Below are 12,958 nucleotides of genomic sequence, written 5' to 3' on the forward strand. Positions count from 1 at the left end.
CAGAGGTCACTAAGCCCGACAGAGGGTAAATTTGGGGTGAAAATCTTAACCCTGTGACGGCTCACGCTGCGAGGGGTGTTGTGAACCGGAATGGGGTGCGAATCAATCGAGCCGCTGGCGTGTCCCCGCCTCCCTGCCCACACGGTTAAGACATGTTCCAGAGCGGACTCACGCTTTTTCGCTTGGCAGAATGGTTGCGATTCCTGACAATGAGGACACATAAGAGCCGCTCGACCGGCCGAATCATTCGATCTGGGTCCATGTCGGATCGTGCGGCGTGAAGGGACGAAGCCTGAGAAGATGACACGATTTGACGGCGACATGTCGCCAGCCTTCGACATCGTGGAGCCCGCCGTGTGGCGCGCGCCTGTTATCTTCAACTCGCCCCATTCCGGCTCGACCTACCCGGACGAATTCCTCAACGCTTCGCGGATCGACCTGCCGCAGTTGCGGCGGTCGGAGGATTCCTTCATGGACGAGCTGATCGGCCATCTCAGCGCGCGCGGTTTTCCGACCGTGCGGGTCAACTTTCCCCGCTCCTATGTCGACGTCAACAGAGAGCCCTATGAGCTCGATCCCCGGATGTTCACCGGTCGCCTGCCGAGCTTTGCCAATACCCGGTCGATGCGGGTCGCGGGCGGATTAGGCACCATTCCGCGCGTGGTCGGCGACGGCCAGGAGATCTATCGCGACCGCATCCTGGTCGACGACGCGCTGGCGCGGATCGAGACGCTGTACAAGCCCTATCATCGCGCGCTGCGCCGGCTGATCAACAAGGTGCACCAGATGTTCGGCACCGTGGTGCTGGTCGACTGCCATTCGATGCCGTCGGTCGGGGTCAGCAGGGACGAGCCGCGCCGGCCCGACATCGTGATCGGCGACCGCTACGGCACGAGCTGTGTACCGTTGCTGCCCGACAGGATCGAGGAGACCATGACCGGGCTCGGCTATTCGATCGGCCGCAACAAGCCTTATGCGGGCGGCTTCATCACCGAGCATTACGGCAATCCGGCGAGCGGCCTGCATGCGGTGCAGCTCGAGCTCAACCGCGCCATCTATATGGATGAGCGTCGCCGCGAACGCGGTCCGCGCTTTGCGCAGGTGGCGAGCGACTTCGGCGTGCTCGCCGATGTGCTGGCGACCACGATCCCGTTCGGCGACCTCGGCCCATTCCAGGCCGCGGCCGAATAGACGCGCCTCCTTCTCGAACGAGCGCGCTCTCTGCGAGAAGCGCGAATGCGTTTTCGTTTCGCACGCGAACGCGCGTGAAACTGAAAACGGAGATCGCAGAAAAAAGGGCCGCTTCTAATGAAGAAGCGGCCCAAGTCTAGGGAGGAAACGCCCAAGGAGGGCAGCGGTAACGCCAAGCGCTACCGCACCGCAACAATATGCGGCCGCGCCGCACAAAGCGCAAGGGTTTTTGAGCGGTTTCCCATGCAAAAAACACATGGCTCAATTGCTTTTAGCGAAATCCAGATTCAGTTTCTTTGATAAGCAAATTCAATGGGTTGATTGTCATTTGCAGACGAACGAGGCATATACGGAACTAAGCTCTCAACACTGTGATCGATATTTGACCAGCGAATGGCTCGCGAGGCGGCTCATTTGGGCTGCCGGTATCCGCGCGCAAAATACCGGGGTGCAAACCAAGACAGCGCTGCACGGGAGGGGCGAATTGAGCTAGGCAGATGAGAGCTTCACCCGACTTTCGTTTTGAGGATGCGCCGTGACGGTGATCGACTTCTCTGCCTTCATCGGACGGCTCGCCACCGCCTCCGGCGAAACCATCCTGCCGTTCTTCCGCACCTCGCTGTCGATCGACGACAAGAGCAAGACCAAGGATTTCGACCCTGTGACGGAGGCCGACCGCGCCGCCGAGGCGGTGATGCGGCGCCTGATCAAGGCGAGCTTCCCCCAGCACGGCATCGTCGGCGAGGAATTCGGCAACGAGCGCGAGGACGCCGACTATGTCTGGGTGCTCGACCCCATCGACGGCACCAAGTCTTTCATCGGCGGCTTTCCGATCTGGGGCACGCTGATCGCGCTTCTGCACAAGGGCATGCCCGTCTACGGCATGATGCACCAGCCCTTCATCGGCGAGCGCTTCTCCGGCGACAACGGCTCGGCCAATTACAAGGGACCGTCCGGCGAGCGCCGGCTCCAGGTCCGCCGCTGCGCCTCGCTCTCGGAGGCGACGACCTACACCACCTCTCCCCTGCTGATGAACGAGCGCGACCGCGCCACCTTCGGCCGGATCGAGCGGGGTGCGCGGCTGTCGCGCTACGGCGGCGATTGCTATTCCTATTGCATGCTCGCCGCCGGCCATGTCGATCTCGTGGTCGAGACCGAGCTGAAGCCTTACGACATCGCGGCCCTGATCCCGATCGTCACCGGCGCCGGCGGCGTCGTCACCACCTGGGAGGGCAAGCCCGCCCAGGGCGGCGGTCGCATCATCGCGGCCGGCGACGCCAGAGTTCACGAAGAAGCACTCAAGCTGCTCAATCAATAACAACGCGAGTGGAAGCCTGCATGATCAGTCTCACGCAGGAGCTCTCGGGCCGAAGGTGCTGATCGACAACCGCGGCGGCCACGGCGGCGTGCCTGGCATATCTCACACCGACGCCGCCCTCAAATGCTCCACCAGCATCTTGGCCGGCCTTGGCAGCGCCTTGAAACTCCGGGCGCAGATCACGAGCCGCCGGTTGGCCCAGGTGTCGCGCAGGCGCACCATCGCGAGCGGCATCAGCTTGGCGCAGCGCCGGGCGGCGGATTCCGGCACCAGCGCGACGCCGACATCGGCTGAGACCAGCTGGCAGATCGCGTCGAAATCGCGTAGCCGCGCGCGGTAATGCGGGCGCATGCCGAGCCGGGCCGCGTGTTTTGAAATATGCATCTGGAGCGCGGTCGCGCTGGTGAGGCCGACGAATTCGCAATCGTTCGCCTCCTGGAAGTCGATCTGGCGACGGCCGGCGAATGGACCGCGTCTGGACGTCACCAGGGTCAGGCGGTCCTCGCTGAAGACAAAGCGTTCGATATGATCGGGCAGCGCGTGCTCGGCGGCGAAGCCGAGATCCGCGGCGCCTGCGGTGATCGCCGCCGCGATGTCGGTGCTCTCACGCTCCTCGATGTCGATGGCGACGTCGCGATGCTCGCGCAGGAAGCCGGCGAGTGCCTTCGGCAGATGCTCCGACAGGCCCGAGGTGTTGGCGAGGAAGTGCACGCTGGCGCGGACGCCGCTGGCGAAGCCTGCGAGATCGCCGCGCATGGCGTCGACCTGGTGAATCACGAGCCGGGCATGATCGAGCAGGCTCTCGCCGGCGGCGGTCAATTCCACGCCGCGCCGCAGGCGCTTGAGCAGGGCGACGCCGAGCGCATCCTCGAGCCCCTTGATCCGCGCGCTGGCCGATGCCAGCGCCAGATGCGACCGTTCCGCACCGCGGGTGATGCTGCGCTGATCGGCGACCGCGATGAAGAGCTGGAGATCGACGAGATCGAAACGCATGGCAGGTCTCCCTAGCCTTCGTTGTTTACGAAGGCATTCTCCGTAACCTCCAGATTGTGCGCGGGCGCGGCTTCGGTCAATGTGCAGGCATGATCGACCCGCTTCTCATTCTCGTCGCCGCCGTCTTCCTGGTCGCCGGATTCGTCAAGGGCGTCGTCGGGCTTGGCCTGCCGACCGTGTCCATGGGCCTGCTCGCGGTGAACATGGCGCCGAGCCGCGCGATCGCGATCGTGATCGTGCCCGCCATCGTCACCAACATCTGGCAGACGTTTGTCGGCCCGCATCTGCGCGACATCCTGAGGCGGCTATGGCCACTGATGATCGGCACCGTGCTCGGATGCTGGCTGAATGCCGGAGCGCTGACGGGTCCCCATGCCCGCTACGGCACCGTGGTGCTCGGCTTGCTGCTGGTGATCTACGCCATCGTCGGCCTCAGCAAATTCAAGTTCCACGTCGCGCCGCGCAACGAGAAATGGGTCGGCGGCGTGGTCGGCGTGATCACCGGCGTGATCTCGGCCTCGACTGGCGTGCAGGTGATCCCCTCGATGCCGTTCATGCAGGCGATCGGGATGGAGAAGGACGAGCTGGTGCAGGCGCTCGGCGTGTTCTTCACCACCGCCACGCTCGCGCTCGCCTTCAACCTCACCGCCGGCGGATTGTTGACCCCGGCCAATGCCGTGCCGGGTGCCATCGCCATGGCGATGGCCTTTGCCGGCATGTATATCGGCCAGTCGGTACGGGCACGGATGCCGGCGGAGGCGTTTCGCCGCTGGTTCCTGGTCGCCATGGTCTTGCTCGGCATTTATCTCGCCGGCAGCGCGCTGCTGAAGCAGGTCGCCTGAGCGCGCTAGCGCGCCTCCAGCATGGCGACGCGGATGCCGAGATAGATGAAGAGGCCGCCGAGCGCCCGGTTGACCCAGGCGATCACGCCTTCGGACTGCCGCAGCCGGTTGGCGGCCCTGGCCGCGAACGCTGCCAGCACAAGGCACCACAGCGTCCCCGTGCAGATGAAGATCAGGCCGAGCGTCAGGAACGCCAGCGGCTTGTGCGGCGCGTCGGCTGCGACGAATTGTGGCAGGAAGGCCAGGAAGAACAGCGCGACCTTGGGATTGAGCGCGTTGGTGAAGACGCCCTGGAGGAACACCCGCCGCAGCGAGCTTCGCTCGGCCTCGTTCTTCACTGCAAGCAGCGCCGGCCGCGACCACAGCATCTGCAGCCCGGTCAGGACCAGATAGGCGGCACCGACCAGCTTCAGGAGCGAGAATGCGGTGGAAGAGGCCATCAAAAGCGCCGAAAGACCGATTGCGGCGCCGGCGACGTGGAAAAAGCAGCCACAGCTGATTCCGAAGGCGGCCGCCGCCCCGCCGCGCCAGCCCATCTGCATGCTGCGGCCGATCACATAGACGGTATCCGGCCCCGGTGTGATGTTGAGCAGCACGCCCGAGAGGACGAAGAGCCAGATTTCGTGAATGCCCAGCATGTGACGTACCCCGCGACTGTCTCGCCTCGAGAACTTGCCCTTAGTCGGTTCGCACCCCGTCGTCCACCGCCGCAAACGCCTAGGATTTGTCTTGAATTTGCAATGCGGTTCATACTTTCGCTCGGCTTCATCTGCTCTATAAAGACTCCTGTTCTTGAAATGCGGGATTCGCGGAGGCCGCCGTACCGGCGGCGCCCGCTCCCCTGGAGCTCCGAGGATATGGAAAGACGTCTGGCTGCCATCGTCTGCGCCGATGTCGCCGGTTATTCCCGGATGATGGGTGCTGACGAGGCCGGCACCCATGCCGCCTTCAAGGCCCACCGCAGCGCGATCCACCCCATCATCCTCAATCACGGCGGCCGTGTCGTCAAAAACACCGGCGACGGCTTCCTGCTGGAGTTTCCCTCCATCGTCGGCGCCACGGAGGCGGCGATCGCGATGCAGGTGCTGATGGCGGAGCGCAATCTCAATCTGCCCGCCGACCGCGCCATGCAGTTCCGGCTCGGCATCCATATGGGCGACGTCATCGCCGACGAGGACGAGGTGTTCGGTGACGACGTCAACATCGCCGTCCGCCTGGAATCGGTGGCGAGCCCCGGGGGTTTCGCCATCTCGGCCAAGGCTTACCGCGAGGCCAGCAAGCATCTGAGCGTGGCGCTGGTCGATGGCGGCAACCACCGCTTCAAGAACATCAAGGATCCGATCGGGGTCTGGACCTGGACGCCCGACGGCGCGCCGGCACTTGCGTCCGAGTTCAGGGAAGGATCGGCGCTCTCGCAGGCCTCCCGCACCGCGATCGTCGGCGTGCTGCCCTTCGCCAACCTCAGCGACGCCCAGGACGAATATTTCTCCGACGGCCTGACCGAGGATCTGATCCACGCGCTGTCGCTGCAGTCGTTCTACCGCGTGCTGAGCCGCAACTCGACCTTCGCCTTCAAGGGCAAGAATGCGAGCACCCGCGTGATCGCGCGCGAGATCGACGCCACCTATCTGATCCAGGGCTCGGTGCGGCGCGCCGGCGCCAAGATCCGCGTCACAGCCGAGCTGATCGCGCCCGAAACCGGCGAGCAGCTCTGGACCGGCCGCTATGACCGCGACATCGGCGACTTCTTCGCCATGCAGGACGAGATCACGACCAATCTGTCCGCGGCCATCGCCACCGAGATCGTCCGGGCCGAGGCCTCCGCGCCCGCGCGCCCGACCAACGACGTCACTGCCTGGGACCGCTTCTTGAAGGGCCTGTCGCATTATTACCGGCAGACCAAGGAAGATCTGGGCGCAGCCGTTGAGCTGTTCAGGGAGGCGATCGCGCTCGATCCCAAACTGTCGATTGCACACGCCTATCTCGCCACGATCCAGATCCAGAGCATCCAGTTCGGCTGGGTCAAGGGCACCCGCGAGATGTGGAGCGAGGCGATGCGGCTTGCCGAAACCAGCGTCCGGCTCGATCCGCGCTCGTCCTTTGCGTTCTCGATCCTGTCCTGGGCGCACGCGATGGAAGGCCATGACGAGGCGGCGATGGATGCCGCCAAGCGCGCCGTGGCCCTCAACCCCTACGACGTGGGCGCGCGCGGCGTGCTCGGCATCTGCCATTTCGTCATCGGCCAGCACCGTCAGGCGATCGAACTGTTTTCGATGGCCGCCCAGCGCGACAACAGCGATCCACGTTATCAATGGGCCGCGCTGAACGCCTTCAGCCACTACCTCGTCCGCCAATACGACGCGACCTTGTCCTGGGCCCGCGAGCAGCTCTACATCAACCCGAACCACATGCAGGCCCTGGCGATCCGCGCCGCAGCGCTGGCGCAATTGGGCCGGACCGACGAGGCGGCCGAGGCGGCCAGCGTGCTGATGAGCAATTACCCGACCCTCAATGTCGATCGCCATTTGCGGAATTTTCACTGGAAGCGGCCCGAGGACATCGCGCATTACCGCGAGGGTCTCCTGAAGGCGGGTGTGCCCGCCAGCAAGCTCACGCTGGTCCAGGGCGACCTCAGGCGCGCTGCCGAATCCTGAGGATGAGCTGGCGCGTGCGCCGCATCTCACCACTGGCTTTATTGACACAACGGTGAATTCCGCCACACTCCTTCACACGCTGAAGTAGTATGAATTACTGTCGGTTTGTTAGAACTTTCCGCGCTTATCGGCGCGTCCGTATTTCACGATTCGCTGTTTTCAGGATTTTGGGTCATGAACGATTCCGTCTCGAAGCCGCCCGTCGATCCCTCGACCCAGGTCTCGCCGAGCAATCCCTGCCCGTTCCTGCGCGGCCTCGTCGGCGAAGGCTTCGTCGAGGGTGGAACGGTGCCACTTCGGACGCTGTCGCAGACCATCGCAAATGCGAGCGGCGAGACTGGCGCGAAGAAGACGCTGGCGCGCATCCAGGTCCGTGGCGTTGCGCTGATCGCCAACGGCGCCTGTCACATCCTGCAGAGTATCTTCTGGGGAGCGCAGCTCAACCGCTTGCGCGGCGGCCCGCTCGACAAGCTCGGCGCCGGCTCACGCATCCTCGGCATCGACGGGCGCGTCAACGAAGACGAGATCGCGCGGCTCGCCGGTTTCGGCGCCACCTGTGCCGATCCCGATGGCGGCGCCGAGGTCGGGCTCAACGCCTCGCAGATCGAGATGTTCATGAAGGACAATCTCAAGCGCGCCGGCAACCAGGCGCGCTGGTACTACCCGATGCTGATGAAGTTCGAATGGCCGATCCTGCTCAAGATCATGGGCAAGGGTCAGGGAGACGATCGCTATCTCAGCGTGGCCGAGGTGAGGACATTGTTCAACGAGCGCAAATTTCCCGACAGGATCACCCAGCGGGTCGTCAGCCAGCCGGTCACCCCGCCCTCGCTGATCTTGCGCGCGGGCGGTGGACTGGTCGCAGCGCTTCTTGTTTTTGGCATCGTGACGTTGCGCTTTCCCGATCAATTCCAGCCGCTGCTGCCCCATGTCATCGGCCAGTTCGTCGCCCCGCCGCTGCCGAGGCTCGTCGAACCCCGCGCGGCGTACTGGCTCGAGCAGAACTGGGCGCTGGAGGACCGGCACTGGTTTCATCACGCCAGCCAGGGCACCGCGACCTTCCCGGTGCCCTATCGCTGGTTCATGGCGCTGGAGCAGCCGCGGCTTCACTTCTTCGCAAAGCCCGGGATGCTGCATGACAGCGACCATCTGCAGCGCTTCGGCTTCATCCCGAGCCCGCAGACGATCAACACCGACGACGCCACGTTGCGCCAATTCGGCTATGCCAATGTCTACGACAAGACCAAGCCGGTGCCGGCGCGGCTGTGGGATCCGCCGGTCAATTGGGGCGCCCAGGTTGAAAACGTCGATGGCCTGCCCGTCGGCTTTGCGCGGATGACCGGCGTGGCCGATCCCGCGACCGGCAAGGACGGCGAAGACCGGATCGGCCTGACTTGCGCCGCCTGCCACACCGGCCAGATCCACTACAAGGGCATCGACATCCGCTTCGACGGCGGCCCGGCGATGACCGACCTCAGGAAGCTCGAGATCACGACCGGCCTGTCGATCGCCTACACGCTGCTCGTGCCCGGTCGCTTCACCCGCTTCGCCGACCGCGTGCTCGGCGCCTCCGCCGGCGACGCGGACCGCGATGCGCTGAAGCAGAAGCTGAGTGCGATCGGCACATTCCTGAAAGACTGGGAAACCACCTACGACAAGACCATCGCAGGCAAGACGAGGCTCAACGAGAAGACGAAACGGGAGGAGCAGCAGCAGGACACCGAGGAAGGATACGGCCGCCTCGACGCGCTCAACCGCATCGGCAACCAGGTCTTCGCCCAGGACATGACGCTCAGCGGGCTCAGCGGCTTCGAGAAGAATCTGCATGCCAAGGACGCGCCGGTCAGTTTCCCGCCGATCTGGACCGTGCCCTGGCTCAAATTCGCGCAATATGACGCCTCGATCGAACAACCGCTGATCCGCAATGCCGGCGAGGCGCTGGGCGTGACCGCGCTGCTCAATCTGTCCGACTCGACGCCCAGGGACACTCTGTTCCGCTCCTCGATGGACATCAGGAATCTGAACTGGATCGAGGATCTGCTGAAGGGATCGGCGCCGTATCCGAAAAAACAGCTCTCCGGATTGACCTCACCGAAATGGCCCTCCGACATCATCGGCGATGCCGCCTGGAAGATCGATGAGGAGCGCGTCAAACGCGGCCGAAAACTCTATGCGGAGATCTGCGCCGAATGCCATCTCGGTCCGGTCAACGATTCCGTGTTCGACGCCGAATTTCCGGAGCAGAGCGTCTGGGCCTCACGATGGGAGACCATCGGCAAGGACACATTCCTCAACGAGGTCCAGAAAGGCGTCAGAGGCATGGGGACCGATCCTGCGCAGGCCAGCGTGCTGGCGACGCGCACGGTTCAGGTGCCGGGCTTTCTCAAGCTCGATCCCTCGCAGAATCTCAACACGTGGTGGAAATGCAACCTGCCAGAGGTGTCTTCGACGGACATGCCCTATTCGCTCGGCCTGATGGTGCTCGTCGACATCGTCAGCCGCAAGGCGATGAAGGACGCCAAGATCAGTCGGGAGGAGCAGGATGATTGGTGGGGCAAGCGCCAGAACTGCCCCAATCCCGGACCGCAGCCGCCGGACAAGCCGGAGAAGGGACCCTGGTATCGCGCGCGCCCGCTCAACGGCGTCTGGGCCACCGCGCCGTACCTGCACAACGGATCGGTGCCCTCGCTCTACTGGATGTTGAGCCCCGCCGCGGAGCGCCCCAAATCGTTCTGCATGGGCGGCGATCGCGACTACGATCCGAAGCAGGTCGGCTTCGCAGTCACCGACGACGAGAGTTGCAAGACGGGGCAGTCGCGTTTCTCGACGCGAGCCTCTGACGGCACGGAGATGTACGGCAACAGCAATGCCGGGCACTCGTTCGAGGGCAACGGGACGGCACACAAGGACGGCGTCGTCGGCCGCGAGCTCAAGGAGCAGGAGCGCTACGATTTGATCGAGTATCTGAAGACGCTGTGAGGGCACACCGTCACTGCGAGCGAAGCGAAGCAATCCGGAGGGCTCCTCGCAATGAGGAGGATGGGGCCAGCCCGCCGCTCACTTGAACAGCGGCGTGCCCGGCACGAACGCATCGAACGCCGCCCAGAACTGGGAGCGGTAGCGGTCCTGCTCCTGGAGGATCTCGTGCTTGGAGCCGGCGATCACCAGATGCGAGCCGGCGCGCAAATGATAGGCGAACTCCTCGATGGCCGCGGTCGAGACCACGGCATCGTTGGACGCCGCCAGCATCAGGATCGGCTGGCGGATCTCGGAGGGGTAGTTCATGCCCTTGAAGGTGTGCATGGCGCGGAAGGCGGTATCGGCCCAGGCGACCGTCGGCGACGCGAGACCCAGCGTCGGGTCCTCCTCCAGGATCGCGGCGTTGCGTGCATAGCGCACGGGATCGCTGGTCAGGGGATTGTTGATGAAGGGTGACAGTCCGGTCAGTCGTTCGCTGCCGCCGGGGACGTAGGCGCCGCCGCGCCCCATCATCCGCATCGTCTTCAACATCAGCCGCACCGGCAACGAGGTGGAGCGGCCGGGCAGATCGATCATCGGCGCCGACAGCACCATGCGGTCGAACCAACGCTTGCCGGCATGGGCAAGGCGCAACAGCACTGCGCCGCCCATGGAATGGGCCAACGCGAAGTACGGCGGCGGACAATCCGGCAGCACCACCTGCTGCACGAAGGCTTCGACGTCGATCTCATAGTCGGCGAAATTACGCACATAGCCCTTGCGCGGATCGCGCAGGCGGCGCGCCGAATGGCCCTGCCCGCGCCAATCGACGATCGCCACGGCAAAACCGCGGTCGCGCAGGTCGCGCACGGTCTCGAAATATTTCTCGATCTGCTCGCTGCGCCCGGTGAAAACGCAGACCGTGCCCTTGCGGTTCGCCGGCGGCGCCCAGCGGGCGAACCGCAGCTCGACGCCGTCAGGCGTCTTGATGGTGCCGCTGACGACGTCTTCGGGAACGGGGTTGGACGGAATCGAGACCAGCGTCATGATCGGAAGGGCTTGGCACCAAGTGCTGTGAACAAGTGCTGCAAATCAAGGGGCGGGAGCGCCGAAAAGGGGCTGATGCCGCCCTCTTGAACGCCGTCTGGACCCACCCATATCATCTTCGTGCAGGCCGCTACCAGTGTTTCGGAACCGGAACATCAGGCTGCACACAGACTAAAGCCCGGCCCGATTGGCGGGCGGGTTAACCAACAGTCGCTCAATGGAGGACTTGACCATGCGTACCTACGATCTCACCCCGTTCTATCGTTCCACCGTCGGCTTCGACCGTCTGTTCAACCTGCTCGACCAGACGAGCTCGGACGGCAGCCCCGGTTATCCCCCCTACAACATCGAGCGCACCGGCGAGAACGCCTACCGCATCACTGTTGCGGTCTCCGGCTTTGCCAAGGATGAGCTCTCCATCGTCGCGAAGGAAAACACGCTGACGATCAAGGGCGAGAAAGTCGCCAATGAGAACTCGAAAGCCGAAGTGCTCTATCGCGGCATCGCCGCGCGTGCTTTCGAGCGTGCCTTCCAGCTTGCCGACTTCGTGCAGGTGAAGGATGCCTCGCTCGAGAACGGCCTGCTCCACGTCGACCTCGTGCGCGAGATTCCCGAAGCCAAGAAGCCGCGCCAGATCGCGATCAACACGGGCGCTGCCAAGGCGCAGGTGATCGAGAGCAAGGCCGAGCAAGCGGCCGCCTAAGCCCCGACGAACCAGGTTGCGAAAGCGCCCCGGTGCCCCCGGGGCGTTTTTTGCATCGCATCACAGAGCGGAGAGGGCCGATGCAGCGTCCGCACGAGAGCTGATTGCAGAAGGCGCCTGTAGATCTCAGGCGCCTTTTGTTTTGTCCGACTGTCTCCGCGATCGCGGTTGTCGTCCCCGCACCACAGGGAGCAGTTTGGCGAAGATCGGAGGTCCGGTACTCGCACCTCATCCCCACCGACAGATCACGCCAAATGGATCCCTGCGTTCGCAGGGACGACAGCGTGAGTGTGGCTGGCGCTATCGCGTTAAACCGCGCGTCATCAGTCCAGCCCTTGCACTGCGGGCATCTCCTGTGTCGGCAAAATGGCGGGGGCCGGCTTGGCCTGGACGACGGTTGGAGCGGCGGCCTGCGGCGCGGCCTCGGCGGCCTTTGGCTGCATGGCTGCGGTCTGCTGCGCCGGCTGCTCCGCGGGCTTCGCGGCCGCCACCGGTGTCTCGGCACGCTGCGGACCCGCCTTCGGGAGCGGAACGGTACGGCTGGCGACATGCGGGATCGGGGCCGGCGGGCGCGGCGGGCCGCCGCGGACCATGGTCGGCGCCGGCAGCGCGCTTTGCGGCCGGTAAGGCGTGACCTGCGGCTCGCCATAGGCGGGCGCCATGCCATAGGCATCAGCGGCCGGCATGAAGCGGATGATCCGGCCGTCGCGGGCGTCGATGACCAGCCGGCCGTCGTCGCCACGGCGGTCGATGACCGCGATGGTGTAGACAGCGCCGCGCAGGTGCGGGATGCCGAGCGGGGAAAAGCCATTGTCGCGCAGCACGGCATAGACCTCGGTCGCCGGCAGCAGCGCCGGCGCGGGGCCGCGCTCCTCATAGCCGTAACGGGGCGGCCGCAGAGCGTCCGGCGCGTAAGGTCCGTCGAAATCGGACACGGCAACATAGGCTCCGCCCGAAAGTCCGCTCGCTGGAACCTGTGCCTGGGCAGCAGGTGCAGCCAGCGCCAGCGTGGCAGCAGCCACACATCCTGTGAAAAACTTCATGGTCGACACGCTCCTGTCAGGCCCCCCGGATGGTCGCACTCTTTCGCTTCTTGCGGGCGTGGCGCACCTGTCGAAGGGCTGATCCGAAGCATCAGGGGGGATTCCGGCGCCGCTTGGGCCGGATCAGGGCGCGTTTGCTTCAAAACCGGGGCCGCGCAACTTTCGGAAAGCGATCGATTGACTTGTGAGGAATCGGGACTTTCGCACGC

At 64.6% G+C, this 12,958-nt stretch carries 11 protein-coding genes; 7 read left to right on the forward strand and 4 right to left on the reverse strand.

Annotation, left to right across the window (positions count from 1 at the left end):
* Nucleotides 1-300: 300 nt before the first annotated feature.
* The 3 genes from ACVW16_RS13985 (at nt 301) to hisN (ending at nt 2,509) form a co-directional block, all read left to right on the forward strand.
* Nucleotides 301-1,191 (forward strand): N-formylglutamate amidohydrolase, encoded by an 891-nt coding sequence (locus ACVW16_RS13985; protein ID WP_456699773.1) that lies wholly within the window; start codon nt 301-303, stop codon nt 1,189-1,191.
* 117 nt (nt 1,192-1,308) lie between these two features.
* Nucleotides 1,309-1,491: a hypothetical protein gene (locus tag ACVW16_RS13990; protein WP_456737189.1), complete on the forward strand. Its 183-nt coding sequence runs from the start codon at nt 1,309-1,311 to the stop codon at nt 1,489-1,491.
* A 235-nt stretch (nt 1,492-1,726) separates the two neighbouring features.
* Entirely contained in the window at nt 1,727-2,509 is a 783-nt protein-coding gene (hisN, locus tag ACVW16_RS13995; RefSeq protein ID WP_456699775.1) for a histidinol-phosphatase, read from the forward strand.
* Between the two features lie 102 nt (nt 2,510-2,611).
* Here the strand turns inward: hisN and ACVW16_RS14000 are convergent, their stop codons facing one another.
* Entirely contained in the window at nt 2,612-3,502 is an 891-nt protein-coding gene (locus ACVW16_RS14000; protein WP_456699776.1) for a LysR substrate-binding domain-containing protein, read from the reverse strand.
* Between the two features lie 89 nt (nt 3,503-3,591).
* Here ACVW16_RS14000 and ACVW16_RS14005 point away from each other — a divergent pair, with 89 nt between their 5' ends.
* Nucleotides 3,592-4,344 carry a sulfite exporter TauE/SafE family protein gene (locus ACVW16_RS14005; RefSeq protein WP_456737188.1) on the forward strand — a complete coding sequence of 251 codons (753 nt, stop codon included), beginning with the start codon at nt 3,592-3,594 and terminating at the stop codon, nt 4,342-4,344.
* 5 nt (nt 4,345-4,349) lie between these two features.
* Here the strand turns inward: ACVW16_RS14005 and ACVW16_RS14010 are convergent, their stop codons facing one another.
* The gene (locus tag ACVW16_RS14010) at nt 4,350-4,982 is read right to left on the reverse strand and encodes a LysE family translocator (RefSeq protein ID WP_456699778.1); all 633 of its coding nucleotides are present in this window, start codon (nt 4,980-4,982) and stop codon (nt 4,350-4,352) included.
* A 219-nt stretch (nt 4,983-5,201) separates the two neighbouring features.
* Between ACVW16_RS14010 and ACVW16_RS14015 the strand changes: the two genes are divergently transcribed.
* Nucleotides 5,202-6,998 carry an adenylate/guanylate cyclase domain-containing protein gene (locus ACVW16_RS14015; protein WP_456737187.1) on the forward strand — a complete coding sequence of 599 codons (1,797 nt, stop codon included), beginning with the start codon at nt 5,202-5,204 and terminating at the stop codon, nt 6,996-6,998.
* Between the two features lie 174 nt (nt 6,999-7,172).
* Nucleotides 7,173-9,977 carry a di-heme-cytochrome C peroxidase gene (locus ACVW16_RS14020; protein ID WP_456737186.1) on the forward strand — a complete coding sequence of 935 codons (2,805 nt, stop codon included), beginning with the start codon at nt 7,173-7,175 and terminating at the stop codon, nt 9,975-9,977.
* A gap of 78 nt (nt 9,978-10,055) precedes the next feature.
* On the opposite strand, the gene ACVW16_RS14025 is transcribed toward ACVW16_RS14020, so the two are convergent.
* The gene (locus ACVW16_RS14025) at nt 10,056-11,003 is read right to left on the reverse strand and encodes an alpha/beta fold hydrolase (RefSeq protein ID WP_456737185.1); all 948 of its coding nucleotides are present in this window, start codon (nt 11,001-11,003) and stop codon (nt 10,056-10,058) included.
* Between the two features lie 232 nt (nt 11,004-11,235).
* Here ACVW16_RS14025 and ACVW16_RS14030 point away from each other — a divergent pair, with 232 nt between their 5' ends.
* Nucleotides 11,236-11,706 (forward strand): Hsp20 family protein, encoded by a 471-nt coding sequence (locus ACVW16_RS14030; RefSeq protein ID WP_177243510.1) that lies wholly within the window; start codon nt 11,236-11,238, stop codon nt 11,704-11,706.
* Between the two features lie 323 nt (nt 11,707-12,029).
* Here ACVW16_RS14030 and ACVW16_RS14035 read toward each other — a convergent pair whose 3' ends face one another.
* On the reverse strand, nt 12,030-12,749 hold the full coding sequence (locus ACVW16_RS14035; protein WP_456737184.1) for a hypothetical protein: 720 nt from the start codon (nt 12,747-12,749) through the stop codon (nt 12,030-12,032).
* Nucleotides 12,750-12,958 lie beyond the last annotated feature (209 nt).

This window comes from Bradyrhizobium sp. USDA 4474 (genome assembly GCF_054057515.1).